This window comes from Aquamicrobium ahrensii, assembly GCF_040545755.1.
In the GTDB taxonomy this organism is placed as follows: domain Bacteria; phylum Pseudomonadota; class Alphaproteobacteria; order Rhizobiales; family Rhizobiaceae; genus Mesorhizobium; species Mesorhizobium ahrensii.
In genome coordinates, this window is sequence record NZ_JBEPMN010000002.1 from 314,703 (window position 1) to 341,147 (window position 26,445).

Here is a 26,445-nt window from a genome sequence, read left to right on the forward strand (position 1 = left end):
CGCCTCAGTCGTCCACCTTCTCGCCCGGATAGGCGCCCCAGACCAATGACTGGCTGATCCACCCGGAGCGGCCGCCAAAGTTCATTTCGCACCATTTGCCGTCACAGGATTTGATCGTGCCGATCACGCCGGGCTCCAGCATGGCCGCCACGCCGGCTTCCTCGGACGGCCGGCGCAGCAGGTTGATTCGCGTGTCCTTGCCGCGCTGCCAGGGCGCTACGATCGCAGTGCGCTTGCCCGAAAGCAGCGACTGGTTGATCCAGCCTTCCGAGCCGTCGGCATCGCGCACACGTCGCCAGTTGTCGTATTCCTGGATGATCTCCATCGGCAGGCCGGCCTTGGTGTACATCCAGTCGACGGAATAGTTGGTGCCGGGGCCGACGCGGGAATTGACGCGGGCCGATTTCAGGCTGACGAAGCGAGGAAGCGGTAGTCCGCTGGGGCCGAGACGCATATTCTGGGTCTGTGCGCCGGCCGATTGCGCGCCGGCAGACTGGGCGTGGACGAAATTTGGGGCGACAAGGCCGAGCAAAGCTGCGCCCAGGGCAAGATGGCTAAGGCGAAACGATACGAAACCAGACACTTTCGTTCCCTTGCAGGCATTCTGTTGAACGGAGCGGGTGCGATGGCGCTGCCCCTTTTTCTTTGTCTTCACCGGCTCGGCTTGGTACATGCTTGGTGCATGGGAGCTATCGAACCGCGACCGCTTTGCAGTTTCGCCGGTCTTGGTTAAAGAGGTCTCAACGGTAACCGCGATCGGGGTAAATATGGCCGGCAGGAAGAAGCCTCTCGTCGTCATCACGCGCAAGCTGCCCGACCCAGTCGAGACGCGCATGCGAGAATTGTTCGACGCGCGGCTGAATGTCGAGGACAGACCGATGAGCCAGGCCGAACTGATCGCGGCCGTGAAGGAGGCCGATGTGCTCGTGCCGACCGTGACCGACACGATCGATGCGGCGGTGATTGCCGAGGCCGGCGAGAACCTCAGGCTGATCGCCAATTTCGGCAACGGGATCGAGAAGATCGACATAGCTGCAGCAACCGCCAGGGGCATCACCGTCACCAACACGCCGGGCGTTTTGACCGAAGACACGGCCGACATGACCATGGCGCTGATACTTTCCGTGCCGCGCCGGCTGACGGAAGGCGCGAATATCCTGCCCGAGGGCAAGAAATGGGCGGGCTGGTCGCCGACATGGATGCTGGGCCGGCGCATATGGGGCAAGCGGCTGGGCATCGTTGGCATGGGTCGCATCGGAACTGCGGTCGCCCGCCGCGCCAAGGCCTTCGGCCTGTCGATACACTACCACAACCGCCACCGTGTGATGGGCGCGCTGGAGGACGAGCTGGAGGCGACCTATTGGGAAAGCCTCGACCAGATGCTGGCCCGCATGGACATCATCTCGGTCAACTGCCCTTCGACACCGGCAACCTACCATCTCCTGTCAGCGCGCCGGCTGGCGCTGATGCAGCCCAGCGCCTATCTGGTCAACACGGCGCGCGGAGATCTGATCGACGAGGAAGCGTTGGTGAAGATGCTGGAAAACGGCAAGCTCGCGGGCGTCGGTCTCGACGTCTATGAGAACGAACCGGCGATCAATCCCAGGCTGCTCAAGCTGGCGGCCAGGGGCAAGGCTGTGCTTTTGCCCCATATGGGCTCGGCCACGCTGGAGGGCCGCATCGATATGGGCGAAAAGGTCATCATCAACATTCGCGCCTTCTGCGACGGCCACCGTCCGCCGGACCGGGTGATCCCGAGCCGCGTTTGACGCCCGCTGGCTGTCGGATCCGCGCTCATGGCGATTGCCGAAGGGCTGTAATCAGCCCTTGTCGCGGTCGCGGCGCTTGTAGTGAATGGTGTCGAAGCGCGCGGCCAGCGCATCATAGAGCAAAAGCCGGCCGACCAGCGGCTCGCCGATGCCCGTGATCAGCTTGATCGCCTCCATCGCCTGCAAGGTTCCCATCACCCCCACCAGCGCGCCCACCACGCCGGCGGCGGCGCAGGAGGGCACGAGGCCGGGTGGCGGTGGTTCTGGAAACAGGTCACGATAAGACGGATTCACCCTTCCGTCATCATCCGCTTCAAACGGTTTCAGCACGGTGAGCGAACCGTCGAAACGCCCGACCGCGGCATGGACCAGCGTGCGTTTCTCGCGCTCGCAGGCGTCCGCCACGGCAAAGCGCGTCTCGAAATTATCGGTACCGTCGACGACCAGATCGTAGGCGGCAACCAGAGCCGGGGCGTTTTCTGCCGTCAGGCGCAAGCGATGCAGCTCGATTTCGACATGCGGATTGATGCGCAGGATCGCGTCGCGGGCGCTTTCCGCCTTCGATCGGCCAAGCGAATCCGTGCCGTGGATGATCTGCCGTTGCAGGTTGGAGAGCGACACCTCGTCATCATCGACGATGCCGAGCGTGCCAACCCCGGCTGCCGCCAGATAGGCCAGAACCGGCGCGCCAAGGCCGCCGGCGCCCACCACCAGAACCCGGGCGGCCTTGAGCCTGCGCTGCCCTGGACCGCCGATCTCGGGCAGCACGATGTGGCGCGCATAGCGCTCAAGCTCGTCGTCGGCGAGGGGCGGGAGGGCCACGGGGGCAAGCGATTTCATGCGGGGGAAACTAGCATTTTCCTTCGCCTCGTCACCCTGGAATTGTCGGCCTGAAGGTGGGGCGTATCCGGCTATGCCCGATCTTCCGTCACCGCGCCGTGGTCCACGGTCAGGAACTGGGCCCGGCCTTCAAGGCTGGAAAACAGCGCGGCGTCCGTCCCGGTCATGAAAGCCTGGCATTGCATGTCCTCCAGAATGGAAAACAGCGCCGCGCGCCGCCCGGCGTCGAGATGAGCGGCGATCTCGTCGAGGAGCAGGATCGGCGTCATGCCGGATATCTCGCCGGTCAGCCTTGCATGGGAAAGCACGATGCCGACCAGAAGCGCCTTCTGCTCGCCGGTCGAACACAATTCGGCGGGCATGGATTTTGGCCGGTGGCGCACGATCAGGTCCGAGCGGTGCGGCCCTTCCAGCGTGCGCCCGGCGGCGCGATCGCGTTCACGGCCTGCGGCCAGCGCGCGGCGAAACCCTTCCTCCACATCGACTGCCGGCCGGGCGCCGACCTGCGCCTCCAGTTCCCCGGCAAGGGCGATGTCGGCCTGCGGGAAGGGGCCATCGCCCGGCAATTGCTCGATCTTGGCGGCGAGCAGCCGCACCAGTTCGGCGCGCGCGGCGGCGATCGCCACCCCGGTTTCGGCAAGCTGCGTCTCGATCGCCTCGAACCAGGCGCCATCGCGCGAATTTTCGGCAAGCAGCCGGTTGCGGCCCCGCATCGCCTTCTCATAGGCCAGCGCGCGCTGGCCGTGGGCGGCGTCGACAGCCAGCACAAGGCGGTCGAGAAAGCGACGGCGGTCGCCCGCCGGCCCCGTGAACAGCGTATCCATGGCGGGCGTCAGCCACACCACGCGCAACCATTGCAGCAATTCATCCGCATTGCGCGCCGGCGCGCCATTGATGCGCACGCGCCGTCCGCCTTCGCCCCCGTCCGCCGCCATGATGCCGGTGCCGATATCGACCTCGCCTTCCGGCCCGTCGAGTCTTGCGTGCAGGGCAAAGCCCCCGTCACCGCCTTCGCGCGCGACATCGGCATAGGGCGCGCGCCGCAGGCCGCGCCCCGGCGCGAGCAGGGAAATGGCTTCCAGAAGGTTGGTCTTCCCGGCGCCGTTATCGCCGCTCAGCACCACCGGTCCCGGATTCAGTTCCAGCGCCAGCGACGCATAGTTGCGGAAGTTCGTCAGCGTCAGCCGACTTATGTGGGGGCCGGAAAGGGTTTCCATGGAACGGGCATCGCAAACGCGTCGCGAGGCGCACTATACCCGCATCGGCATCAGCACATAGAGCGCGTTCTCGTCGCTGGTGTCGCGGATGAGGGTCGGTGAGCCGGCGTCGGCCAGCAGGAATTCGGCATCTCCGCTGCTGAGCTGGCTGGCGACGTCGAGGAGATAGCGGGCGTTGAAGCCGATCTCGATCGGGTCCGATGAATAGTCGGCTGCCAGTTCCTCAGTCGCGCTCCCCGAATCGGGGTTGTTGACGGCCAGTGTGAGCTGGCCTTCGCTGATGGACAGCTTCACGGCGCGTCCGCGTTCGGACGAGATGGTGGAAACGCGGTCGACGGCGGCGGCGAAGCTCTGGCGGTCGATGACGAGGCGCTTGTCGTTGCCGGTCGGGATGACGCGCTGATAATCGGGGAAGGTGCCGTCGATGAGCTTCGAGGTCAGCACCACAGAGCCGATGGTGAAGCGGATCTTGGTTTCCGAAAGCTCGGCCGTCACCGCCACGTCCGGGGCATCGACCAGCTTCTGCAACTCGCCCACGGTCTTGCGCGGGATGATGATGCCCGGCATGCCTTCCGAGCCGGCGGGCGCATCGATTTCGGCGCGCGCCAGACGGTGGCCGTCCGTCGCCACCGAGCGCAGCTTGAGCTTGCCGTCCGTCTCATGCGTGTGGAGGAATATGCCGTTGAGATAGTAGCGCGTCTCCTCGGTGGAGATGGCGAACTGGGTCTTCTCGATCAGCCCTTTGAGCGCTGCGGAATCCAGGCGGAAGATGTGCGGGAAGGAGCCGGCCGAAAGTTCGGGGAAGTCCGACTGCGGCAGGCATTGGAGCCGGAAAGACGACCGGCCGGACGTGACGGTCATGGCCGTGCCGTCCTCGTCGGTCTTCAGCATGACTTCGGCGCCGTCGGAGAGCTTGCGCACGATATCGTAGAGCAGGTGGGCCGGGACCGTGGTCGCGCCGGGCTGCTCGACGCGCGCCGGCGTCGCCTCCGTCACTTCGAGGTCGAGGTCCGTGGCTTTCAGTTCGAGGCTGGAGCCGTCTGTCGAAAGCAGGACGTTGGAGAGGATCGGGATGGTGTTGCGCCGCTCGACCACGCGATGAACGTGGTTCAGGGACTTGAGAAGGTTCGACCGTTCCAGGATTACACGCATGACGAAACAGGCTCGCTTGAAGGAAAGGGCAGGTTCCCGAACCGGCAACCTGCCTCAGTCTGCATTGCTTAGAGCATCGGGCCGAAAAGTGGAATCGGTTTTCGGAGTATCCCCATGCTCAATCAAAATGTTGGAGCGGCCTTGTGCGTCCAAAAGAACGCGTGGCGCTCCGGAATGGGAGCCAAAGTGACAGGAAAACCGTGCCGAAAGCAAGGCCGAACGGCCTTTTGCTGCGGGTTTTGCAGGCTTTTCGGGCACGACGGCGAATACGACGTCATGCCCCACATGCTTTCCGTCAGGCCTGATCGTTGATCAGGCGGCGCAACAGTTCCAGTTCCTGCGCCAGCGTGTTGTCGCTGTCGGAAAGGCCTTCGATCTTGCGCACCGCGTGCAACACGGTGGTGTGGTCGCGGCCGCCGAAACGCCGCCCGATTTCCGGCAGCGAGCGCGGGGTCATCACCTTGGAAAGGTACATGGCCACCTGGCGAGGCTTGACGATGGTGCGCGTGCGGCGGTTGGAAAGCAGTTCCGTCTTGGACACGTTGTAGTGGCGGGCGACGATGCGCTGGATGTCCTCGATCCGCACCCGCTTCGGCTCTCCCGAGCGGTAGATATGCCCGAGGATTTCGTCGATGCGGTCGACCGTGATCTGCGGTTCGAAAGACTGGCGGAACAGAAGCTGGTTGAACGCGCCTTCAAGCTCGCGGCCGCTGCCGGTGATGGTGCGGGCCACATGTTCCAGGATCGCGTCGGAAACGTCGATTGCTGCGTCCTCCGCCTTGGCCGCAGCCAGTCGCTGCTGGAGCATCGACAGGCGCATGGAGAAATCCGGAGACGACATTTCGAGCGCAACACCGCCATTGAGGCGCGAGCGTACGCGCGGCTCCAGCGATTCCAGCTCCGCGGGCGGGCGGTCGGCGGCGACGACCACCTGTTTGGCGCTGTCCAGCAGCATGTTGATGAGGTGGCAGAACTCATGCTGGATCGACTTGCCCTGCAGGAACTGCATGTCATCGATGATGAGCAGGTCGATGTCGCGAAGTTGCTCCTTGAGCGTCAGCGCATTGTTGTCGCGGATGGCGGTTGCGAAGCGCCACATGAAATATTCGGCCGTCAGATAGACGACGCGTGACCGGGGGTTCTGGCGCAGCGATTCCGCCGCGATCGCCTGCAGGAGGTGCGTCTTGCCGAGGCCGACAGTGGCGTGAAGGAACAGCGGGTTGAAACGAACCGCGCTGGAGTGGGATTCGGCCACGGCGCGGGCCGCAGCGAATGCGACACGGTTTGACGGGCCTTCAACGAAGGAGGCGAAAGTGTAGCGCGGGTCGAGCGGCGACCCCAGCACGCTCTGCCGGAATTCTGTCTCGACGGTGGCCGGGCGCTGCATGGGCATGCGCTCCGCCTTGCCGGCATTGACGCCATTGGAAGTCATGGTGGTGGCGAGCGCCGTCTGCGACTGGTGCGGGGCTGGCCGGCCCTGGGCGTCGGTCCCTGCATCCGTGGCGCGGGCGTGTCTGGCGGCGGATCGCACGATGATCTCGACCTTGAGGATCTCGGGATCCTCCTCCTTCCACAGCGCGACGATCTGGTCGAGGTAGTGGCCATTGATCCAGGAGCGCAGGAAGGCGGTGGGCACCGAGATGCGCACAACACCCTTTGAAGCCTCCGCCAGCTTCATGCGTCCGAACCAGCTTGAATACACCTCCGCCCCAAGACGCGCCTTGAGCTGCGTCTTGACCCGCTCGAACTTATGATCCGCCTCCCCGAGAGATGTCACGTCATGTCCTTTGACAGCTTCCCCCTCGTAGGAAAGGTTGCCAAGTTCCCTGCCCATGCCGCTCTGCATCTCGTGATCCTTGTCCCGCACTTTCGCGCCATGGGCATGTCGCCCGTGGCGTCCTCGTTGTCATTTTCTCCGACGGGGCCGCCGCTGGCCGTCGCCGGATATGCTCGTTGCGCAAGGAGTCGTCTCCGACCCCTGTCCCGCAACAGGGAAGCTATGCGCATGGCAAAGCAAGCCGTCCGGCATCATGCCGGCCAAACTCACACATGCCATACAATTGACTGGTCCCCTGCCAGTATCGAAAGCGACAACCAACCTGCCCACGGACGAGCGCCCACGGTGCCAATGCTGCCATTTTTTGATTAGGTCGAGGGCTCAGGGCCCGTCCCTTTCGATGAACAGACACTACCGAAATCGTTGTGGAAAGGGCAAGGCCGCATCTTACCGGTTTTTAACGAATCTGGTTACCAAATTGCTCTCGAAAAGGCTGCCGCGAATGCTCGCGTTCATGAAAGCCATTGGGATTCAAACCCTTTTCGCGAACGCCGGGAAACGATAGCTGGCGAGATTCTTTTTTTTAATATTTCGCTTGACACCGGGTTGTCCCCTTTCGGCCGCCGCCGATATGAACAAGTTGTGGATGACCTTCTTTAAACATATGAAATAAAAGAACTTTTCCTGTCAGCGCCAGGATCGTCAAATCTGTGGCGGTACAACCTGAAAGACACATACCGGCAGAAGTTCAGGCAATGAAAAGCGTGCCGTTGGGGAAGCTTCCGGGGTGTCTTTTCCGGTTTTCGCCGAATAACGAAAAAACCCGGCGCAAGCGCCGGGTTTCACGAAAACTGGGAAGTCGCGTTAACGATTACGCCGACAAAGCCTTAAGACGCTGGGCAAGACGCGAAACCTTACGCGACGCAGTGTTCTTGTGCAGAACGCCCCTGGTGGCGGCGCGCATCAATTCAGGCTGCGCAGTCTGGAAGGCGGTCTCCGCGGCTGCCTTGTCGCCAGCGGCCAGAGCTTCTTCGACCTTGCGCACGAAAGTGCGGATGCGCGAGCGGCGGTTCTTATTGATCGCGGTGCGGCGAGCAATCTTGCGCGTAGCCTTTTTGGCCGAGGGAGTGTTGGCCATATTGCCTCTCTTCTGATCTCAACGGTGAGCGCTTGCGGATGCCCGCCGGGCGCAAAAAACAAATGGGCAGCCACAGGGCCACCTCAGTTGGGCGGCTTATAGTTCAGCTTTCGAAGCCCGTCAATCTTGCTTCGCATTCAAACAGCGATTTGAGGGGCGTTCCCGGCCTTATTTGTTGCGGAATTCCGGCTTCCGCTTCTCGACGAATGCGGCCATGCCTTCCTTTTGATCCTCCAGCGCGAACATGGACTGGAAGACTCGCCGCTCGAATCGCAGGCCCTCCGACAGCGTCACCTCATAGGCGCGGTTGACGGCTTCCTTGTTCATGATGACAGCGGGCAGGGAGAAGTCGGCTATCTTGGCCGCCGCCTTCAGCGCTTCCCCGACAAGTTCGCCGACAGGCACGACGCGCGAAACCAGACCGGAACGCTCGGCTTCCGCGGCGTCCATCATGCGGCCGGTAAGGCACATATCCATCGCCTTGGACTTGCCGACGAAGCGGGTCAGCCGCTGCGAGCCGCCCATGCCGGGCATCACGCCTAGCGTGATCTCGGGCTGGCCGAATTTGGCGTTTTCGCCGGCGATGATGAAATCGCACATCATGGCCAGTTCGCAGCCGCCGCCAAGCGCATAGCCGGCGACTGCCGCGACGATCGGCTTGCGGGTGCGGGTGAAGTCTTCCCAGCCCGAGAACAGGTCGCCGAGATAGACATCCACATAGTTTTTCGACTGCATCTCCCTGATGTCCGCGCCTGCGGCGAAAGCCTTTTCCGAACCGGTCAGGACGATCGCGCCGATGTTGTCGTTTGCATCGAAGGCCTTTGTGGCGGCGAGCAGCTCGGTGAGAACGGCGGAGTTCAGGGCGTTGAGCGCCTGCGGCCTGTTCAGAGTGATCAGGCCGACCTTGCCATGGGTCTCCACGATGATGTTTTCGTAAGTCATGCGCTTCCTCTCCTGAACGGATTTCCTGGCCGGCCTATTTCTGGCAGGCGCGGCAATAAAAAGTCGAGCGGCCGCTCTGCACGATCCGCTCGATATAGCCCCGGCAATGCGGAGTGGAACACGGCTCGCCTTCGCGGTCGTAAGCGGCGAAGCTGTGCTGGAAATAGCCGAGCGAGCCGTCGGTGTGCATATAATCGCGCAAGGAGGAGCCGCCGGCTGCGATGGCGTCTGCAATGACCGCACGGATCGATTCCGCCAGCTTTTCACGTTGCGCAGCCGCCTTCCGGCCCGCCCCGGCGATGGCCCCCGCCGCTTTCAGTGGAGAAAGGCCGGCGCGCCAGAGAGCCTCGCATACATAGATATTGCCAAGGCCTGCGATCAGGCGCTGGTCGAGCAGGGCGGCCTTCAGCGGAGCCTTGCGGTTGCGGAACAGAACGGCGAGCAGGTCGGCGTCAAGCGCATTGCCGGTCGGCTCGACGCCGAGACCGGCCAGCATGGGGTGTTCATCGGGAACCGTCTCGCTAAACAGCATGAAACCGAAACGGCGCGGATCGTTGTAGACGATGCGATGAGGCGCCTGCGAAGCGGAAGTCACGTCGAACACCACATGATCGTGGATGGAGTCTCTGGATCGCTCATAGTGGAAGTTGCCCGGAGCCGCACCATCCTCGATGCGGAACGATCCCGACATTCCAAGATGGCAGATGAGTGCCGGCCCATCCTCGATATGAATGGTCAGGTACTTGGCGCGCCGCCCGACAGCCGCAATGGTGCGTCCGTTCAGCCGCTCCGGGAAATTTTCGGGAAAGGGGAAGCGCAGATCAGGTCGGCGGATCTCGACCCTGTTGATGCGCGCGCCTTCCAGAACCGGTTGCAGCCCGCGCCGGACTGTCTCCACCTCGGGCAATTCAGGCATGGCCACCAATCTGCTTGTAGAAGGAGCGTCCGTATCTGCCGGGCGCAATGCCGAGATGCTCGGCCACGGTCTCGCCTATATCGGCGAAGGTGGTGCGCATGCCCACGCTGCCGCCGGTCAGTCCCGGCGCCAGTCCCATGAGCGGTATGCGTTCGCGGGTATGGTCGGTGCCGCGCCAGGTGGGATCGTTGCCATGGTCGGCGGTGAGCAGGAAGAGGTCGCCCGGTTTCAGCCGCGCCAGCGCTTCAGGCACGCGGCGGTCGAACGCCTCAAGCGCCGCCGCGTAGCCCGAGGTGTCGCGCCGATGCCCGAATTCGGTGTCGAAATCGACGAAATTGGCGAAAACGAAATCGCCGTCGCGCGCCTCGTCCATGGCGTCCAGCGCCTGATCGAACATGGCCATGTTGTCTGCCGCCTTGCGCAGCTTCGTCACGCCGCGATGGGCGAAGATGTCGCCGATCTTGCCAACCGCGAGCACGCGCCCGCCCGCTTCCGTGAGCCGGTCGAGCAGCGTCGGTTCGGGCGGGGAGACGGCGTAGTCGCGCCGGTTCGGCGTGCGCCTGAAGGTGGACGCGTCCTCTCCGACGAAGGGCCGGGCGATGACGCGGCCGATCTTGAGCGGATCGCAAAGGCGGCGCACGACCTTGCAGAAAGCATAGAGCCTTTCGAGCCCGAAATGCTTCTCATGAGCCGCGATCTGCAAGACGGAATCGACCGAGGTGTAGCAGATGGGCTTGCCGGTCGATATATGCTCGGCTCCGTACTGTTCGATGATCGTCATGCCGTCGGCGTGGCAGTTGCCGAGGATGCCGGATATCCGGCCTTGCTCGATCATGGCTTCTGTCAGGGCAGGCGGGAAGGCCGGAACCGTGTCGGGAAATTTCCCCCAGCCGAAGCGAAGCGGCAATGCGGCGATTTCCCAATGGCCGGAAGGGGTGTCCTTGCCGCTGGAAATCTCCTGCGCGGCCCCGTGGAAGGCGGACGCCAGAACAGGCGGACCGGATGCTTCAAACCCGTAGCCAGTGGCGACCTGCGCGGCTTTGCCCAGCCCGAGAGACACCATGTGGGGAACGGACAGGGGGCCTGAGCGCAGGCCGGAGCGGTCTGCGCTGCCGGCGCGGCAGGCGTCGGCGATATGGGCGAAAGTGTTGGCGCCTTCATCTCCAAATTCGGCGGCGTCCGCGGCGCCGCCGATGCCGAAGGAATCCAGAACGAAGACGAATGCACGCGCCATTGCAGCCTTGCGGTGGCGATCACGAGGTCCGGCTGTGCGTCGGGGCGCGATCGGAACGATCCAGCGAAACCGGGGGCGGCCTGCCGCAAAGCCGGTTTGTCGACCAGACATAGGCTGGCGCAGGGGCCTTTGCAATCGCCAATGCGGAGTGGGCGTCTCTCAGCAGGTCGCGCACGCGATTTCACGTCGGATGCGTGGGCGCGCGTAATAGACCTCTTCCATCTTGAGGCCGGTGAAGAAGCCCATCAGGCCGGAGGCGGTGTCTCCTTCCCTGGGCCAAAGCAGGATGGGAAAGTAGTTGAGCCTGCTTTCCACCTTGATCAGGAAGCTGTCGCCGGTTTTCAGCGCTGCCGGCACAACGACAGTCGATCCCGCCTTGAGAGCTTTTGCATACTTGCCGCTGGCGTCGACCGTTCCGGACCATACGACCTCGGGCACGGCCCCTTTCTGCTCGCTGCTGACCTTGATGGCGGTGACGGTCATTTCCGGGCTGGAGCGGGTGTAAGGGCGCATCGTCGATTCGCTGATCTGGATGATCTCCTTCAGCGCGGTCGCCGACAGCGCGTCCTGCTGGCCCACCAGGTCGGCGACCATCGCGCCCAGACGGCTGAGCCGCCGGTTGGTCTCGATGCCCTGCACGGCCTCCACCGTCATGAAATAGAGGATCAGCAGGATGGGGGCGATGAAGGCGAACTCCACAGCCGCGACGCCGTCGCGGTTGCGGATGAAGGCTGCAATCCTTGTCGTCAGTGAGTTGATCATCCGCTGTGCCCCGCACCAAATACCGATGTTGTTATGTCCGGGCTGTTCAAAATGGCTCGTTCTGCCAGACGAAGGAGGCGAAGTGCAGAGTTTTCCCATCGATATTGGCCATGTATCTGCTCATGAAATCGGTGACGACAGGCCATTTGTAGAAAACCCGAAGCATGTTCCTCGACATGGTCGGTCCCGGAGCGATGGCGAAATCCGGCTCCGTGATATTGCCGGGCGTCAGGACGACCTTGTCCTTCTCGATAACAAAGCCGTACTGGGCGGCGTCGGAGAAGTTTTCGAAGGTTCGCAGGTCGATCAGCAGGCCGTCACAACCTTTGCTGACGATGACTTCCAGACGGCCGCAGATTTGCGCGGTGACCGTTTTCCTGAGCTCTTCCTGTTCGGCCGCCGTGTTGGGAGCTCTCAGTTGCCCGGTGCGGAACTGGCGCGCGACATCGTCGGCGGCGTTCGTCAAAACCGTCTGCGCGGCAAATGATATGCAGCTTTCCAGTATGGCGAAGGTCAGCAGTGCGAAGGGCAGGATGAGCATGGAGAACTCGATCGCCACGCTGCCCTTCGTGTCGCGCCGGAACTTTGCGAGAAAACCCGGGCGGCGCCGTTCGCCGCCTGTTTCGCAACCGTTGGAAGTGTGTTCCATGTTCGTCCTGCCACCCCTTGCCAGTTGGCCGGACTATAGATGCAAGCCGTTGAGGTCCGGTTTGAACGGCCGCTAAATTGCACGCGCTTCCGTTAAGCCCGCTTCAACCATGGCTTCGCGATGCCGGAAGGCGCAAAGCTGCGGTCAGTTTCCGGGCATCCGATCCGCTTCATCCCTGCTTTCGCAGTAGGGTGTGCAGGACAGGGTCGTCACGTCGGCGCGACGATAGACGCGCACGGTCGAAGCAGTCTGGCGAACCACGGTCACCTGTTCGTCCATGATCGGTGCGCCCTGCTTGTCGAGGATGACCAGATTGGTCATGCCGAAACTCTTGCCCGTCAGAACGAGCGTCGTGGCGTCCTGGACGGAAGCATCGGCGATGGCGGAACTGCCGATGACGATGGTGTCGGCCGGACGCGGCAGTTTGACGATGCGGGCTTCGTTCATGATCACCTGGATGCCGGCTTCCATGGCCGGAACGGCAGCGGTTGCTTCGGGCTGAACGGGATCGGCTTCGGTCGCCATGACTGGAAAGCATGCGGCAGCCAGCAAGGAGCCCGCAATCAACATCGGTCTCGACACGGACATCATAAGTTCTCCCGCTCCGCCAGAGTGCTCAACGGAATATGAACGATAGTGGTGAACCAACTGTTAAGCCCCGCAGAGCAGGAGAAACGCGCGAGATCACCGATCTTTAACGCCATGCGTGTAGTCTTCGGAAGTCGTTCACATCCGGTGTCGTACCTATGCTTGAAGCTCTGATTTTCGTTGTGTTTCCGTTCTGCATGGTCTTCGCAGCCGTTTCGGACGTGTTGTCGATGACGATCGCCAACAAGGTGTCCCTGCTTCTGGTGGCCAGCTTCATGGCCATCGCGCCGCTGACCGGCATGGACTGGAGCGTGTATGGCATGCACCTGATTGCCGGCGCGCTGGTGCTGGCGGCGACCTTCATTCTGTTCGCCATCGGCGGCATGGGCGGCGGCGACGCCAAGCTGATGGCCGCGACGGCCGTGTGGATGGGGTTCGAGCCGGTGCTGCTGGAGTATCTGCTTTATGCATCCTTCATCGGCGGCCTGCTGACGCTGGCGACGCTCGCTTACCGGAAGTCGATGTTCGCGGATTTCACGCGTCACAATATGTTCCTGCGTCATTTCGCGGATTCGAAGGTGGGCATTCCCTACGGTGTCGCTCTCGGTTTCGCCGGGCTGGTGATTTATCCCAAGACCGCGCTCGTGGGCTGGGCGCTGGCGCGGCTGGCGGCCTGATCTCCGTCCGATCCGCTAGCGAGATGCGCCGCACGAACTGTGCGGCGTATTTTTTTGGCCCGGTGCAAGGCGATAACTTTGCGTTAAGCAAATTTGTAAGCCCGGCATTAACCATAATTTGAGGATTGCCGCTGCAAAGTCCGACCTGGGTTGATGGTTGCCAGGGGCTAGGGGTTGGACACATGCCTGCATCGCGACTGATAATTTTGGGCGTTGCGGTCGCTGCCGCCGGCGGCGCGGGGTATGTCGCCAAGAACATGGTGGTTCCGCCACCGGCCGAAGTTGTGGTCCAGCCGGGGCCGCAGGAGCCGGCCGTCAGAATGACGGACGTGGCCGTGCTGTCGGGCGACGTGCCGCTCGGCGCCCCGCTCGGTTCCAACGTCAAATGGGTTTCCTGGCCCGCCGATGCGGTCAACCAGCATTTCATCACACGCGACAGCGAGCCCGATGCGGTTGAGAAGCTGAAAGGCTCGGTGACACGCATGGCGATGTACAGCGGCGAGCCCGTCCGTCGCATCAAGCTGATCGACGAGGGCCAGAGTTTCATGTCCTCGATCCTGCCCTCAGGCAGCCGCGCCGTGGCGACCTCGATCGCGGCGGACACATCGGCAGGCGGCTTCATTCTGCCTAACGATTTCGTCGATGTGATCATGACCCGTCGCAGCGACATCGCCGGCAGCACCGGTTTCTCCACTGAAACCATCCTGCAGAACATCCGCGTTCTCGCCATCGATCAGACCATCCAGGAGGATGAGGAGGGCAAGAAGACGCGGGTGGGTCAGACGGCGACGCTGGAACTGACGCCGCAGCAGGCCGAAATCATCACCGTCGCCCAGCAGATGGCCGACAGGCTCACGCTGGCGCTGCGCTCGATCAAGGATACGCAGGAAACTGATCTGGACGAGGCCGACTATCTGGTCACCGGCGGTGGCCGCGGCACGGTGCGTCTCATCAAATCCGGGGAAGTTTCCGTAGTGGGAGCAAGGAAATGAGGTCTGTCGCGAAACTTCCTGCCGCTTTCGTCGCGGCGGCCGCCTTGCTTGCCGCCGCCGGTCCGCAGGGCGTCGCAACGGCCGATGCCGCCAGCACGGTGCGTGCCTCCGCCGCCAACCAGCGCATCAAGCTCGGCCTCAACAAGTCGGTTGTGATCGACCTGCCGCGCGACGCTTATGACATTCTGGTGGCCAACCCCGGCGTTGCGGATGCGGTGACGCGCACCTCGCGGCGCATCTATCTGTTCGGCAAGGCGGTCGGTGAAACCAACATCTTCGTGTTCGGGCCCAATGGCGAGCAGATCGCCAGCTTCGATCTTTCCGTAGAGCGCGACGTCGCCGGAATCGAGGGCTATCTGAAGCGCTTCATTCCAAATTCCGACATCAAGGTCGAACTGGTCAACGACAATGTGGTTTTGACCGGCACCGTGGAGACGCCGCTGGACGCCAAGCGCGCCGAGGAGCTTGCCAGCGCCTTTGTGACAGGCGGCGAGGCGACGACCGGCCAGTATTCGCAGACGGCGGCTGGCGGATCTTCGAGTTCAGGCGTGGCCATCAACAATCCGGACAGAGCCCGGCGCCAGAGCGCCATCATCAACATGCTTCAGATCATGGGCGAGGATCAGGTCACGCTGAAGGTGACGGTCGCCGAGGTCAGCCGTTCGGTGATGAAACAGCTTGGCGTGAATCTCGTAGCCGGAGGCGATTCGAACGGCATCAATTGGGGCACCATCAGCAAGCCCATTTACGGGCTTGGCAAGCCCTTGGCGCAATCCGGCGCGGGAATGACAAGCGGCCTCTTGGAGAGCTATCTCAACAGCATGGAACAGGCCGGCGTCATGAAGACACTCGCCGAACCTACGCTTACTGCGATTTCGGGAGAGCGGGCGACGTTCCGCGTCGGTGGTGAATTCAACCTCGTCAATGGCCAGTCGGTCTCGCCGCCTAGCCCTGCGCGCGACAATAACGGCGACGGAGTGATCGACGAGCCTCCTTCTTATGGCGGCGTGACCTACGAGGTCCAGAAAATCGAATATGGGATTGGACTGGAATTTCGGCCCGTCGTTTTGTCGGCCGGGCGCATCAGTCTGAAAGTTCGCACGTCCGTCTCCGAGCCGACGATGGAAGGATCAGTCGGGCTGACTGCGGATCCATTGATGCTGCAAGGCTCGAATATGATATCCATTCGCAAGCGCTTGGCCGACACTACGGTGGAACTGCCTTCGGGTGGTTCGATGATGATCGCCGGACTTGTACGTGACGACATTCGTCAGGCTGTGAACGGCCTTCCAGGACTTTCCAAGCTGCCAGTTCTGGGCACGCTGTTCCGCAGCCGTGATTTTGTCCGCAACGAAACCGAACTGGTTATCATCGTCACGCCTTACCTGTCTAAACCGGTGGCGCGCAACGAGCTGGCCAGGCCGGACGACAATTTCAATGCCGCAAGCGACGGGGCCGCCATGTTCCTTGGCCGTGTGAACCGTGTCTACGGCGCCATGAAAACCGACAAGCCCGCTGGCCGCTATCACGGCATGGTCGGCTTCATCTACAAATGAGCGGGGAAACGGGCATGGCAAACGCAATGTTCAGGACAAGAACAACCGCCGCAATCTGGGCCGTGGCTGCGGCAGCACTGCTGGCCGGCTGCGCCAATCGGGACAGTGTGACCGTCGGATCAATCCCGGACGACTACCGCACCAACCATCCCATCGTCATTTCCGAGAAGGACAAGGCGCTGGACCTGCCTGTCTCGGCGTCGGCGCAGGGCGTCTCGAAGATGCAGCGGCAGGCTCTGGCCGGTTTCCTCGACGGTTACGACACCAGCGCGGCCCCCGTGCTGACCATCGCCGCGCCATCCGGTTCCGCCAATGAGCGCGCCGCTGGCAAGGTCGCCCGTGAGTTTGCACGGCTCGCCGCCGCGAACGGCGTACGCCCCAACCGGATCGCCATGACGCACTATCAGGCGTCTCCCGATGAACTCACCGCGCCGATCAGACTGGTCTACAGCTCAATACAGGCCCAGACCGGTCAGTGCGGGCGCTGGCCGAAGGACGTTCTGGATACGGCGGATAACAAGCACTACGCCAATTTCGGCTGTTCCTATCAGAACAATCTTGCGGCCCAGATCGCCAATCCGGCAGATTTGCTGGGGCCACGCGAGCAGACGTCCATTGATGCGGATAACCGCAAAAAGGTTATCGAAGATTATCGCCGGACCGGCAATGGCGTCACCGCGCGCGAAGTGAATTATTGACGAACACGGCCTGTCCGGGGGGCAAGCAGCATGACAAATCTAGCCTATGACGACACCATCGAGGCAGAGCGCGTCGACATGACCGCCATGCAGGCGTTGCGGCCAATCCCGCGCATCTCCATTCAGGCCTTCTGCGAAAGCGAAGGCGTATCTGCGCCCATCGAACGCGCCGGCGAGGATCGCCGCATGTCGAAAGCGCATCTCAAGGTGCATATGGGCGGCGTTTCCACGGCCATCGATTTTTATCAGACCGCGCCGACGCCCAACCTGATCATCCTGGAATCGCGCAGCGAGCCGAAAGAACTGCTGGAACAGCTGGCTCAGCTTGCCGAGCATTGCGACCCCAGCACCAAGGTGGTGGTCATCGGCCACTATAACGATGTCGGCCTCTATCGCGAACTGATCCGCAACGGCATTTCCGAATATGTCATCGCGCCGGTGTCGATGGCCGATATCGTCAGCGTCATCGCGACGATCTTTGTCGATCCCGATGCCGAGCCGATCGGCCGCTCCATCGCCTTCATAGGCGCAAAGGGCGGGACGGGCTCCTCCACGATCGCGCACAATGTCGGCTGGGCGATCTCCTCGCTGTTCAAGTCGGAAGTCGTGGTGGCGGACCTCGATCTGGCCTTCGGAACGGCGAATATCAATTTCGATCAGGACCCGGCGCAAGGCATCGCTGAGGCGGTGTTCTCGCCCGAGCGCGTGGACGAGGTATATCTGGATCGCCTGCTGGCGGAATGCGCCGAAAACCTTTCGCTGCTGGCGGCGCCCTCGACGCTTGAGCGCACCTACGATTTCGAGCCGGACGCATTCGCGCAGCTGATCGATACGGCGCAACGCACCGCGCCTATCCTGGTGCTCGATGTGCCCCATGTCTGGAGCGGCTGGAGCAAGAACACGCTCATCCATGCCGACGAGGTGGTGATCACCGCGACCCCGGAGCTTGCAAACCTGCGCAACACCAAGAACCTGATGGATATGCTGAAGCGCCTGCGGCCCAACGATCCGCCGCCGAAGCTGATCCTCAATCAGACCGGCGTGCAGAAGAGACCGGAAATTTCCACGCAGGATTTCTCCGAGCCGCTCGATATCGAGCCGATGGCGGTCATCCCGTTCGATCCGCAGCTTTTCGGCAACGCCGCCAACAATGGCCGCATGCTGGGCGAGATGGATGCGAAGAGCCCGATCGTGGCCACGATCAACGAGATCGCGCATGTGCTGACCGGGCGGGCGGAGATCAGGGCTCGCAAGAAGCCCGGCCTGGGCTCGATTATCGAAAAGCTCAGACGCGCGAAGTAACGGGCCTCTCGGGTGCGCAAAGGTAGACGATGATGTTCGGAAGAAGAGGCAACGACGACAGGAGCAAGCCGGCTTTCTCGAAGCCTGCGCCTGCTCCCGCCGCGCCGATTTCGGGCAGGGTGGATGCTCCGCCGGCCCGCGCCGCCGAGCCGGTCGCGCCAATGCAGCAGCCCGCCCGCCGCACCGTGGAGGCGCCTCCGCTCGCAGCCCAGCCGGTGCGGGTGCAACGCACGCGCAGCGAGAGCTACTACGACACCAAAAGCCAGGTCTTCGCGGCGCTGATCGACACCATCGATCTGTCCCAGTTGGCCAAGCTGGAGCCCGATGCGGCGCGCGAGGAAATCCGCGATATCGTCAACGACATCATCGCGATCAAGAACTTCGCCATGTCGATCGCCGAGCAGGAGGAACTGCTCGAGGACATCTGTAATGACGTTCTGGGCTACGGGCCTCTGGAACCCTTGCTGGCCCGCGATGACATCGCCGACATCATGGTGAACGGCTCGCACAACGTCTATATCGAGGTGAACGGCAAGGTCGAGCAGACCAATATCCGCTTTCGCGACAACCAGCAGCTTCTCAACATCTGCCAGCGCATCGTCAGCCAGGTCGGCCGCCGTGTCGACGAATCTTCACCGATCTGCGACGCGCGCCTGCCAGATGGCTCCCGCGTCAACGTCATCGCCCCGCCGCTGGCCATCGACGGTGCCGCGCTCACCATCCGCAAGTTCAAGAAGGACAAGCTCACTCTCGATCAGCTTGTCCGGTTCGGGGCCATTTCGCCGGAAGGCGCGGAAATCCTGAAGATCGTCGGCCGGGTGCGCTGCAACGTGGTCATCTCAGGCGGCACCGGCTCGGGCAAGACCACGCTGCTCAACTGCCTGACGAACTATGTCGATCGTGAGGAGCGAATCATCACCTGCGAGGACTCGGCCGAGTTGCAGCTCCAGCAGCCGCATGTGGTGCGCCTTGAAACCCGTCCGCCCAATCTGGAGGGGGAGGGCGAGGTGACGATGCGCGACCTCGTCAAGAACTGTCTGCGCATGCGACCAGAGCGCATCATCGTGGGCGAAGTGCGTGGCCCCGAGGTCTTCGACCTGTTGCAGGCGATGAACACGGGCCATGACGGCTCGATGGGCACCATTCACTCCAACAGCCCGCGCGAGTGCCTCAACCGGATGGAATCGATGATCGCCATGGGCGGCTATTCGCTGCCGCAGCGCACCGTGCGCGAGATCATTGTCGGTTCAGTCGACGTCATCATCCAGGCGGCTCGTCTGCGCGACGGGTCGCGCCGCATCACCCACATCACCGAAGTGCTCGGCATGGAAGGCGACGTGATCATCACGCAGGATCTTGTCGTCTACAACATCAAGGGCGAGGACGCGAACGGGAAGCTGATCGGCGAGCATGTCTCGACCGGTATCGGACGCCCGCATTTCTGGGATCGTGCCCGCTACTATGGCGAGGAGCACCGGTTGGCCACCGCGCTGGAAGCCATGGAGAAGCGTGCCGACTGAATCCCTGAGCGTGGAGCGCAAGCGCAATGTTTGGAATCGACAACACCGTTCTGATGTTCATCGCCCTGGCGGGCGTCAGCGCCGGAGCGATCGCCTATGCGCTGCTTTTCAATCGCATCAGCGACGAGAGGAACGTCGGCAAGCGCCTTCAGACGATCAAGGCGGCCGAGACGGATCGGGCCGTGGTCAAGGCTTCGCGGGACCGCATGGCCGAGGCGGCCAAGCGGCGGAAATCCGTGCAGGAAACCCTCAGGCAGCTCGATGAAAAGCAGAAGCAGATCGATCTCAGCGTCAAGAAGCCGCCGCTGAAGGTGCAGATCCGGCAGGCCGGCCTGAACCTCACGATGGAGCGGTTCTATCTTTACTCCGCAATCTGCGGCCTTGTCCTGACGCTGGTCGGATTCGTCATCGGACTCCCGACGATCGCACTGCCGGGCGCGCTGGTCGTCGGCGGTCTGGGCTTGCCACGCTGGCTCGTGTCTTTCCTGCGCGCGCGCCGGGTCAAGGCCTTTCTGAACGAATTTCCCAATGCGCTGGATATCATCGTTCGCGCGGTGAAGTCCGGCCTGCCGCTCAACGACGCCGTGCGCCTTATCGCCAACGAGTCGCCGGAACCGGTGCGCGGCGAGTTTCGCCGCATCGTGGACTCCCAGCAGATGGGCCTGTCGATACCCGAGGCGACCATGCGCATGTCCGAAACCATGCCATGCCCGGAGGCGGCGTTCTTCGGCATCGTCATCCAGATCCAGGCGCAGGCCGGCGGCAACCTGTCCGAGGCGCTGGGCAATCTTTCTCGGGTGCTGCGCGATCGCAAGAAAATGAAGGCGAAAGTCTCGGCGTTGTCGATGGAAGCCAAGGCTTCCGCCGCGATCATCGGCTCGCTGCCGTTCATCATCGCGTTTCTCGTCTACCTCACCAGTCCCAGCTACATCCTGCCGCTGTTCACGACCTCGACCGGTCACCTGATCCTGGGGGTGTCGGGTCTATGGATGTCGATCGGCATCTTCGTGATGCGCAAGATGATGAATTTCGAGGTCTGAGGTCATGAGTTTGGCCACACCTTTTGATCGGAGGCTGCCGTGAGCGCTCAAACCATCAAGACCCTGACCGATCCGGCGTTCCTGACGGCGATTCTGGTCGGCATCGCCGTCTTTGCGACGATGATGACGTTGCTTCCGGCTTTCGGCGGCAACCCGCTGAAGCATCGCATGAAGGCGGTGGCGCTCGAACGCGACGAACTGCGCGCGAAGCAGCGCGCCCGTCTGGCCGCGGAAGCGGAGAAGCGCAGCCGCGGCCTGCGCGAGCAGCAGTCGACTGGTATGCGCAGCATCGTCGAGAAACTCGATCTGCGTCGGCTGCTGGCCGACGAGAACACGGTCCGTCAGCTCAAGACCGCGGGTTTCCGCGGTCAGAACCCGATGACCAGATTCCTGTTCTTCCGCCTCGTCCTGCCCTTCGTGGGGCTTAGCCTCGCCGTGGTCTACATCTTCGGGCTTGGGGTGATGGAGGACAAGCCGATGATGGTCCGCGTATTCGCTTGTATCGGCGCCGCCTATGCGGGGTTTTATGCGCCGGTGGTCTACGTCACCAACAGGGCGACGAAGCGCAAGGAGTCGATCAAGCGCGCCTGGCCGGATGCGCTGGATCTGATGCTGATCTGCGTCGAATCCGGCATGTCGATTGAAGCGGCCATGCGCAAGGTGGCCGAGGAGATCGGCTCGCAATCGGTCGAACTGGCCGAGGAATTCGTGCTCACCACTGCCGAACTCTCCTATCTGCAGGAGCGGCGGCAGGCCTACGAGAATCTGGCGGAACGCACCGGGCTGGAACCGGTCAAGTCCGTCACGCAGGCGCTGGTTCAGGCCGAACGCTACGGCACCCCGGTGGCGCATGCGCTGAGGGTTCTTTCCAGCGAAAGCCGCGACACGCGCATGACCGAGGCAGAAAAGAAGGCCGCCGCCCTGCCACCCAAGCTCACCGTGCCGATGATCCTGTTCTTCCTGCCGGTGCTGTTCGCCATTATCCTCGGCCCGGCCGGAATCCAGCTCAGCCAGAACGGCGGTTTCTTCGGCGACCAGCCGCGTAGTTCCGCAACGGAATAAAGCGCGGCATCGAAAGCAAAAAAGGCAGGACTGGCGAGGCCATCCTGCCTTTTTGTCTTCACATGTGATCGCGTGGGATGCGGGCGCTGCGTTCCCGGTCGAACACGTTGCGCCCGTCGTGGAAGGCCTCCATGCGCTCGGACACGATCCACTCGGTTTGCGTGCAGGAGAGCGTCATGGTGCTGCGCGTCATCGCCTCCCATCCCTCGCGTGACGTGATGCATGTGGAGGTGATCCCGGCGGTCATCGAGAGTGCGTCCCCCGGCGCGATCGACCACACCTGTTCAGTAATGTCCCGCCCGCAAAGGCCATTGCCGGGATGGCGGTTCAGGCCGGTGTCCTCGCTCACGCGATAGTGTGTGACGCCATTTTCCAGATCGCGCTCGACACTGCGGCTGGAGGAGCCTTCCTCCAGCGCCTCATAATGCGGCAGGGGATCGGGATTTTCCGGTTCCGGCACATCGATCCTGTCGTGATCGCCGAGCAGCGGCAAGTCAAGTTTGACCGAAGCCAGTTCGATTTCGAGCGTCGCATCATGGGGAGGCGGCAGCATAAGCGGCCAGTAGGCGCTGGAAAGCGAAAGGCGGATGCGGTGGCCCGGCGCAAAGCGATACCCGCACGCGTCGAGCGCCAGTTCCACATCGACCGGCTTGCCCGGCTCCAGCGCCTGCGGATGGGCGTTGCCGTTGCGATGGGCAAGGTTGAGCAAGCCGAAGCAGACACGGGTGGCTGTGCCGTCCGGGTGGATGTCCACAACCCTTGCCGCCAGATTGGCCAGCGGGGCGTCGCTGGACAGCCGCAGTTTCAGGAGAGGCTGACCCAGAATGAGGCATTCCCCGGCGAGCGCCTCGGTGTCGAAGGTGAGCGATCCAGCGTCGTCCGCCCGCTGATCGCCCGGCATTTCCGAATCCGGCTTGAGGGTGAAGAACTCGCCGGCGGCGATGCCTGTATCCAGCGGCGAGCGCAGGGAAGCGTTTCCGGAAGCTCTTTCGGCCGGATCGGTTTCAAGGCGGCCAGATCCATTGATGGCCAACGCTCTGGGCTCAGGTTCGCTCCAGGCGTCCTTGGCGATCCAGTAGCCCGGATCGGCCTCGCGCCAGCGCGCCGGGCGTGGACCGTCGAGAATATAGGCGCGAACCTGCGGCGCTGTTTCCGCGCCGTTTTCTTCGCCGCAGAGCCAGCGCCGCCACCATGCGATCGCTTCGGCATGGAAATCCGCGCGCGGCTTCGGATAGGCGAAATGCGGATATTTGTGCACCCACGGCCCGATCAGCGCCTTGGCTTTGCCGGGCATGCCCTCCACCGCCTTCAGCGGCGTGTTGCGGTAGCCGTCGGCCCAGCCGGCGATGACCAGCGCGGGAACGGGAAAACCGTCGAAATCCTCGCAGATGGAGCCATGCTCCCAGAACGCGTCCCGGCGCTGGTGGGCCAGCCATTCCTCCATGAAGAAGGGCTCGCCTTCCAGCCGCTCCAGCCACATGTCGCGCCAGCGCTCGCCCACGATTTCCGGGTCCGGCGAGCGCGACTGGTAGGCGCTCATCGTCGCCGCCCAGGAAAATTGCGCCGACAGATGCGCGCCGTTCTTGTAGTGGATGTCGTCATTGTAGCGGTCCACTGTCGAGGCGATCGAAATCACCGCCTTGAGCGCTGGCGGCTTGAGCGCCGCCACCTGCAGGCAATTGAAGCCGCCCCACGAAATGCCCATCATGCCGACGCCGCCGTTCGACCAGCCCTGGGCTGTGATCCACTCGATCACCTCGGCGGCATCGGAAAGCTCGCGCGGCGTATACTCGCCGTCGATGACGCCCTCGGATTCGCCGCTGCCGCGAATATCGACGCGAACGCCCGCAATGCCCGCGGCTGCGAATGCCGGATAGGTGGATTCGTCGCGCGGGGCGGTGCCATTGCGCTTGCGGTAGGGCAGGAATTCCAGCACGGCGGGCACGGGGTCGGCCGGGCCGGCGTCATCCGGCATCCAGATGCGCGCCGCCAGACGCGTGCCGTCCTTCAGGGTGATCCATTCGTTTTCGATGACGTGGAAGGTTTTTTCGGTCATGGCTCTCGTCGCAGGAAATCGGGACCGGCAGAAGACTGCCGGTCATGCCTAACACAGGGCAGGGACGGTTACGGTCAGGCCTCGATCCAGATCCTGCTGGCGATACGGCCGTTGGAAATGTCGTTGCCGATGTCGTGGACGTAGCCCTTCAGCTTCTTCGAGCCCGCGTTCACATAGTCGTTGAACACCGGCAGGATCAGTCCGCCCTCGTTGTGGATCATCAGCGCCATGTCGCGATACAGCGCGCGGCGCTTGTCCTCGTCCAGTTCGCCGCGCGCCTGCACCGCCATCTTGTCGAATTCCGGGCGCTTGAAGCGGGTGTCGTTCCACTCGGCGTTGGAGACATAGGAGGTGGAGTAGCGCGAGTCCTGCGTCGGGCGTCCGCCCCAGTAGGAAGCGCAAAATGGCTGCTTGTTCCAGACCTCGGACCAGTAGCCGTCGCTCGGTTCGCGCCGCACGTCGAGCGTGATGCCCGCCTTGGCGGCGCTTTGCTGGAACAGTTGCGCGGCGTCGACCGCGCCGGGGAAGGCGGCCTCGGAGGTGCGCAGCAGGATAGGCCCGTCATGGCCGGACTTCTTGAAGTGGAACGCCGCCTTTTCGGGATCGTAGACGCGCTGCTCGATATCGGTCGGCGCCAGCGCATAGTTGGCGTTGACCGGATAGTCGTTGCCGATGGAGCCGAAACCGCCCACCACCTGCTTGAGCAGCGCTTCGCGGTCGACCGCGTATTTCAGCGCGAGGCGCAGATCGTTGTTGTCGAAGGGGGCGGTGTCGCAATGCATCAGGAAGGAGTAGAAACCCTTGCCGGGGCTTTGCAGGATTTCGACAGTCGGGGCGCGGGAAATCAGCGGCACGACTTTCGGTTCGACGAGGTTGATGAAATCGACCTGTCCGGCGCTCAGCGCGCTGATGCGGGCGGTGGAATCGTTCATCACGATGATCTCGACGCTGTCGACGAAACCGCGATCGTCGCGCCAGTCATCGGTGTTGCGCTCGAATGTGGCGCGAATGCCCGGCTCGAAGGCGGCCAGCTTGTAAGGGCCGGTGCCGATCGCCGCGTTGGGGTCGCCCGCGCCGCCCTCGGGCTGGATCTGAAGATGGTAGTCGGTGAGCACCAGCGGCAGGTCGGCGTTGCCTTCCGCCAGCGTGATGACGAGGTCCCCGCCGCGCTCCTCGATCTGCTTGACGCCGGACAGAAGGCCCAGCGCGCCGGACTGGGAGTTCTCGTCGGCATGGCGGCGCAACGTCGCCACGGCGTCGGCGACCGTCATCGGCTTGCCGTCATGGAAGCTGACGCCCTGCCTGATCTTGAAGGTCCATTCCGAAGCGTCGGGAGAGGGCGACCAGGATTCGGCCAGCGAGGGCAGCGCCTCGCCGGTCTCGGGATGGGATTCGACCAGTGTGTCGCCCCAGCAATGTGAGATGACGAACATCACGCTGGCGGAGGCCAGCGCGGGGTCGAGCGTGTCGGCGGAAGCGCCGCCCGCAAGACCCATGCGCAGACTGCCGCCGCGCACCGGCGCTTGCGCCCGTGCAGTGGGGGCGGTCAGAAGGCCGGCGGTCGCTGAAACGCCCAGCAGTGCGCTGCCTTGCAGGAAGCCGCGGCGGGAAACATGGAACGTGTTGCGAGACTCGGTCATCGGGGCCCCTCTTTGCCATTTTGGATGCGCAGGATAATGGACCCCGAACCGGCCGGTGCAATTTCGCAGCTTGACGCGAATTTACGCTGGTTTACGCTATAAGGATGGGTAAGCTTCATGAAAATTTCGGTGATAATCTGAAATTCGCCTGCGCGACCCGGCAATCGATCTCCGAACTTTGCCGGGCCATCGGCATCAACAGGCAGCAGTTCAACCGCTACATCAATTCGGGAACGCTTCCCTCGGCGCATAATCGGCTCAGGATCGCCAGCTTTTTCGGTTTCCAGGCGGAAGATTTCGACCTGCCGTCAGCCGCATTCCGGCGCAAGCTGGAGGCGAAGCGCCAGCCCCTGCTGGCGGAAGGGCCGCTGGCCGCCGCCTTTCCCGGAAACCTGCAGGCGCTGCGGCCCTATCTGGGCTTCTACCAGACCTGGCATGTGTCGTTGTCCTGGCCCGACCGTATCGTCTGTTCGTGCGCGCATATGCGGGAACGGGACGCCCAGATCGTCGTCACTTCGCTGGAACGGATCGAGGATGTGGAAAGCGGCATTCGCCAGCGTTCGCGCTATGTCGGTCTGGCTGCCTATCAACGTCAGCGCATTTTCCTGACCGAACTTACGCGTGGCGATGCGCCGACTTTCGGCCAGACGATCCTGATGCCGTTCGAGATTCATCAGCGCCAGTATCTGCGGGGGCTGACCATGGGGGTCTCATGGCGCAACGACAATCTGCCTTACGCCACGCGAACCGTCTGGCGTTATCGGGGCGTCCGCACCGACCGGCGCGCGCTGATCGCGAATTGCGGCATATACGAACTGAATTCGGCGAATCTGCCGTCCGTCGTCGTTTCCTTCCTGACGCAGGCCGCACCGGTCGCACTGCGTGCGTGAGGCCGGATCGGCAAGCTCGCGAAGCGTT

General features: G+C 62.9%; 24 protein-coding genes. 10 read left to right on the forward strand and 14 right to left on the reverse strand.

Annotated elements, in window-relative coordinates; genetic code table 11:
- Positions 1-4: 4 nt before the first annotated feature.
- Positions 5-583, reverse strand: coding sequence for an SH3 domain-containing protein (locus ABID44_RS04375; protein WP_354150456.1), 579 nt, complete (start codon positions 581-583; stop codon positions 5-7).
- Between the two features lie 184 nt (positions 584-767).
- On the opposite strand from ABID44_RS04375, the gene ABID44_RS04380 reads away from it, so the two are divergent.
- Positions 768-1,769 carry a 2-hydroxyacid dehydrogenase gene (locus ABID44_RS04380; RefSeq protein ID WP_354150457.1) on the forward strand — a complete coding sequence of 334 codons (1,002 nt, stop codon included), beginning with the start codon at positions 768-770 and terminating at the stop codon, positions 1,767-1,769.
- A gap of 51 nt (positions 1,770-1,820) precedes the next feature.
- Here ABID44_RS04380 and ABID44_RS04385 read toward each other — a convergent pair whose 3' ends face one another.
- From ABID44_RS04385 to ABID44_RS04435, 11 genes are all read right to left on the reverse strand, one after another.
- Positions 1,821-2,609 carry a molybdopterin-synthase adenylyltransferase MoeB gene (locus ABID44_RS04385; protein WP_378226430.1) on the reverse strand — a complete coding sequence of 263 codons (789 nt, stop codon included), beginning with the start codon at positions 2,607-2,609 and terminating at the stop codon, positions 1,821-1,823.
- A 71-nt stretch (positions 2,610-2,680) separates the two neighbouring features.
- Positions 2,681-3,826, reverse strand: a complete 1,146-nt coding sequence (gene recF, locus ABID44_RS04390; protein ID WP_354150459.1) for a DNA replication/repair protein RecF — start codon at positions 3,824-3,826, stop codon at positions 2,681-2,683.
- A gap of 33 nt (positions 3,827-3,859) precedes the next feature.
- On the reverse strand, positions 3,860-4,978 hold the full coding sequence (gene dnaN, locus ABID44_RS04395; RefSeq protein WP_354150460.1) for a DNA polymerase III subunit beta: 1,119 nt from the start codon (positions 4,976-4,978) through the stop codon (positions 3,860-3,862).
- A gap of 295 nt (positions 4,979-5,273) precedes the next feature.
- On the reverse strand, positions 5,274-6,824 hold the full coding sequence (gene dnaA, locus ABID44_RS04400) for a chromosomal replication initiator protein DnaA (protein WP_354150591.1): 1,551 nt from the start codon (positions 6,822-6,824) through the stop codon (positions 5,274-5,276).
- Between the two features lie 802 nt (positions 6,825-7,626).
- Positions 7,627-7,893, reverse strand: a complete 267-nt coding sequence (gene rpsT / locus ABID44_RS04405; RefSeq protein WP_354150461.1) for a 30S ribosomal protein S20 — start codon at positions 7,891-7,893, stop codon at positions 7,627-7,629.
- 168 nt (positions 7,894-8,061) lie between these two features.
- Entirely contained in the window at positions 8,062-8,835 is a 774-nt protein-coding gene (locus ABID44_RS04410; RefSeq protein ID WP_354150462.1) for an enoyl-CoA hydratase, read from the reverse strand.
- A 34-nt stretch (positions 8,836-8,869) separates the two neighbouring features.
- Positions 8,870-9,751, reverse strand: a complete 882-nt coding sequence (gene mutM / locus ABID44_RS04415) for a bifunctional DNA-formamidopyrimidine glycosylase/DNA-(apurinic or apyrimidinic site) lyase (RefSeq protein ID WP_354150463.1) — start codon at positions 9,749-9,751, stop codon at positions 8,870-8,872.
- On the reverse strand, positions 9,744-10,985 hold the full coding sequence (locus tag ABID44_RS04420) for a phosphopentomutase (RefSeq protein ID WP_354150464.1): 1,242 nt from the start codon (positions 10,983-10,985) through the stop codon (positions 9,744-9,746). Before ABID44_RS04420 ends, mutM begins: the two co-directional genes overlap by 8 nt.
- Before the next feature lie 159 nt (positions 10,986-11,144).
- On the reverse strand, positions 11,145-11,747 hold the full coding sequence (locus ABID44_RS04425; protein WP_354150465.1) for a TadE/TadG family type IV pilus assembly protein: 603 nt from the start codon (positions 11,745-11,747) through the stop codon (positions 11,145-11,147).
- 46 nt (positions 11,748-11,793) lie between these two features.
- The gene (locus tag ABID44_RS04430) at positions 11,794-12,396 is read right to left on the reverse strand and encodes a TadE/TadG family type IV pilus assembly protein (RefSeq protein WP_354150466.1); all 603 of its coding nucleotides are present in this window, start codon (positions 12,394-12,396) and stop codon (positions 11,794-11,796) included.
- Positions 12,397-12,540: 144 nt separating this feature from the next.
- The gene (locus tag ABID44_RS04435; protein WP_378226434.1) at positions 12,541-12,984 is read right to left on the reverse strand and encodes a pilus assembly protein N-terminal domain-containing protein; all 444 of its coding nucleotides are present in this window, start codon (positions 12,982-12,984) and stop codon (positions 12,541-12,543) included.
- Between the two features lie 158 nt (positions 12,985-13,142).
- On the opposite strand from ABID44_RS04435, the gene ABID44_RS04440 reads away from it, so the two are divergent.
- The 8 genes from ABID44_RS04440 to ABID44_RS04475 all read left to right on the forward strand — a co-directional run bounded on the left by ABID44_RS04440 (position 13,143) and on the right by ABID44_RS04475 (position 21,831).
- Complete coding sequence (locus ABID44_RS04440; RefSeq protein ID WP_354150467.1) at positions 13,143-13,661, forward strand: A24 family peptidase; 519 nt, start codon at positions 13,143-13,145, stop codon at positions 13,659-13,661.
- A gap of 182 nt (positions 13,662-13,843) precedes the next feature.
- Complete coding sequence (cpaB, locus tag ABID44_RS04445) at positions 13,844-14,653, forward strand: Flp pilus assembly protein CpaB (protein WP_354150468.1); 810 nt, start codon at positions 13,844-13,846, stop codon at positions 14,651-14,653.
- Positions 14,650-16,209, forward strand: a complete 1,560-nt coding sequence (locus ABID44_RS04450) for a type II and III secretion system protein family protein (protein WP_354150469.1) — start codon at positions 14,650-14,652, stop codon at positions 16,207-16,209. The genes cpaB and ABID44_RS04450 overlap by 4 nt, the downstream gene beginning before the upstream one ends.
- Positions 16,210-16,223: 14 nt before the next feature.
- The gene (locus tag ABID44_RS04455; RefSeq protein ID WP_354150470.1) at positions 16,224-16,907 is read left to right on the forward strand and encodes a CpaD family pilus assembly protein; all 684 of its coding nucleotides are present in this window, start codon (positions 16,224-16,226) and stop codon (positions 16,905-16,907) included.
- Positions 16,908-16,937: 30 nt separating this feature from the next.
- On the forward strand, positions 16,938-18,209 hold the full coding sequence (locus ABID44_RS04460; protein ID WP_354150471.1) for a CpaE/TadZ family protein: 1,272 nt from the start codon (positions 16,938-16,940) through the stop codon (positions 18,207-18,209).
- 32 nt (positions 18,210-18,241) lie between these two features.
- On the forward strand, positions 18,242-19,729 hold the full coding sequence (locus tag ABID44_RS04465; protein WP_354150472.1) for a TadA family conjugal transfer-associated ATPase: 1,488 nt from the start codon (positions 18,242-18,244) through the stop codon (positions 19,727-19,729).
- A 26-nt stretch (positions 19,730-19,755) separates the two neighbouring features.
- A complete protein-coding gene (locus ABID44_RS04470) occupies positions 19,756-20,769 on the forward strand; it encodes a type II secretion system F family protein (protein WP_354150473.1) in 1,014 nt (337 codons plus the stop codon).
- 39 nt (positions 20,770-20,808) lie between these two features.
- Positions 20,809-21,831 carry a type II secretion system F family protein gene (locus ABID44_RS04475; protein ID WP_354150474.1) on the forward strand — a complete coding sequence of 341 codons (1,023 nt, stop codon included), beginning with the start codon at positions 20,809-20,811 and terminating at the stop codon, positions 21,829-21,831.
- 58 nt (positions 21,832-21,889) lie between these two features.
- Here ABID44_RS04475 and ABID44_RS04480 read toward each other — a convergent pair whose 3' ends face one another.
- Both ABID44_RS04480 and ABID44_RS04485 read right to left on the reverse strand, forming a co-directional pair.
- The gene (locus ABID44_RS04480; RefSeq protein WP_354150475.1) at positions 21,890-23,887 is read right to left on the reverse strand and encodes a CocE/NonD family hydrolase; all 1,998 of its coding nucleotides are present in this window, start codon (positions 23,885-23,887) and stop codon (positions 21,890-21,892) included.
- A gap of 74 nt (positions 23,888-23,961) precedes the next feature.
- Positions 23,962-25,527: an ABC transporter substrate-binding protein gene (locus tag ABID44_RS04485; RefSeq protein WP_354150476.1), complete on the reverse strand. Its 1,566-nt coding sequence runs from the start codon at positions 25,525-25,527 to the stop codon at positions 23,962-23,964.
- 104 nt (positions 25,528-25,631) lie between these two features.
- Here ABID44_RS04485 and ABID44_RS04490 point away from each other — a divergent pair, with 104 nt between their 5' ends.
- Complete coding sequence (locus ABID44_RS04490) at positions 25,632-26,417, forward strand: helix-turn-helix domain-containing protein (protein ID WP_354150477.1); 786 nt, start codon at positions 25,632-25,634, stop codon at positions 26,415-26,417.
- Positions 26,418-26,445 lie beyond the last annotated feature (28 nt).

Bases quoted from the DNA above. Each gene is read 5' to 3' on its own strand.
- ABID44_RS04380 (WP_354150457.1), top strand. From the start codon at position 768: ATGGCCGGCAGGAAGAAGCCTCTCGTCGTCATCACGCGCAAGCTGCCC.
- ABID44_RS04385 (WP_378226430.1), bottom strand. From the start codon at position 2,609: ATGAAATCGCTTGCCCCCGTGGCCCTCCCGCCCCTCGCCGACGACGAG.
- recF (WP_354150459.1), bottom strand. From the start codon at position 3,826: ATGGAAACCCTTTCCGGCCCCCACATAAGTCGGCTGACGCTGACGAAC.
- dnaN (WP_354150460.1), bottom strand. From the start codon at position 4,978: ATGCGTGTAATCCTGGAACGGTCGAACCTTCTCAAGTCCCTGAACCAC.
- dnaA (WP_354150591.1), bottom strand. From the start codon at position 6,824: ATGCAGAGCGGCATGGGCAGGGAACTTGGCAACCTTTCCTACGAGGGG.
- rpsT (WP_354150461.1), bottom strand. From the start codon at position 7,893: ATGGCCAACACTCCCTCGGCCAAAAAGGCTACGCGCAAGATTGCTCGC.
- ABID44_RS04410 (WP_354150462.1), bottom strand. From the start codon at position 8,835: ATGACTTACGAAAACATCATCGTGGAGACCCATGGCAAGGTCGGCCTG.
- mutM (WP_354150463.1), bottom strand. From the start codon at position 9,751: ATGCCTGAATTGCCCGAGGTGGAGACAGTCCGGCGCGGGCTGCAACCG.
- ABID44_RS04420 (WP_354150464.1), bottom strand. From the start codon at position 10,985: ATGGCGCGTGCATTCGTCTTCGTTCTGGATTCCTTCGGCATCGGCGGC.
- ABID44_RS04425 (WP_354150465.1), bottom strand. From the start codon at position 11,747: ATGATCAACTCACTGACGACAAGGATTGCAGCCTTCATCCGCAACCGC.
- ABID44_RS04430 (WP_354150466.1), bottom strand. From the start codon at position 12,396: ATGGAACACACTTCCAACGGTTGCGAAACAGGCGGCGAACGGCGCCGC.
- ABID44_RS04435 (WP_378226434.1), bottom strand. From the start codon at position 12,984: ATGTCCGTGTCGAGACCGATGTTGATTGCGGGCTCCTTGCTGGCTGCC.
- ABID44_RS04440 (WP_354150467.1), top strand. From the start codon at position 13,143: ATGCTTGAAGCTCTGATTTTCGTTGTGTTTCCGTTCTGCATGGTCTTC.
- cpaB (WP_354150468.1), top strand. From the start codon at position 13,844: ATGCCTGCATCGCGACTGATAATTTTGGGCGTTGCGGTCGCTGCCGCC.
- ABID44_RS04450 (WP_354150469.1), top strand. From the start codon at position 14,650: ATGAGGTCTGTCGCGAAACTTCCTGCCGCTTTCGTCGCGGCGGCCGCC.
- ABID44_RS04455 (WP_354150470.1), top strand. From the start codon at position 16,224: ATGGCAAACGCAATGTTCAGGACAAGAACAACCGCCGCAATCTGGGCC.
- ABID44_RS04460 (WP_354150471.1), top strand. From the start codon at position 16,938: ATGACAAATCTAGCCTATGACGACACCATCGAGGCAGAGCGCGTCGAC.
- ABID44_RS04465 (WP_354150472.1), top strand. From the start codon at position 18,242: ATGTTCGGAAGAAGAGGCAACGACGACAGGAGCAAGCCGGCTTTCTCG.
- ABID44_RS04470 (WP_354150473.1), top strand. From the start codon at position 19,756: ATGTTTGGAATCGACAACACCGTTCTGATGTTCATCGCCCTGGCGGGC.
- ABID44_RS04480 (WP_354150475.1), bottom strand. From the start codon at position 23,887: ATGACCGAAAAAACCTTCCACGTCATCGAAAACGAATGGATCACCCTG.
- ABID44_RS04485 (WP_354150476.1), bottom strand. From the start codon at position 25,527: ATGACCGAGTCTCGCAACACGTTCCATGTTTCCCGCCGCGGCTTCCTG.
- ABID44_RS04490 (WP_354150477.1), top strand. From the start codon at position 25,632: ATGGGTAAGCTTCATGAAAATTTCGGTGATAATCTGAAATTCGCCTGC.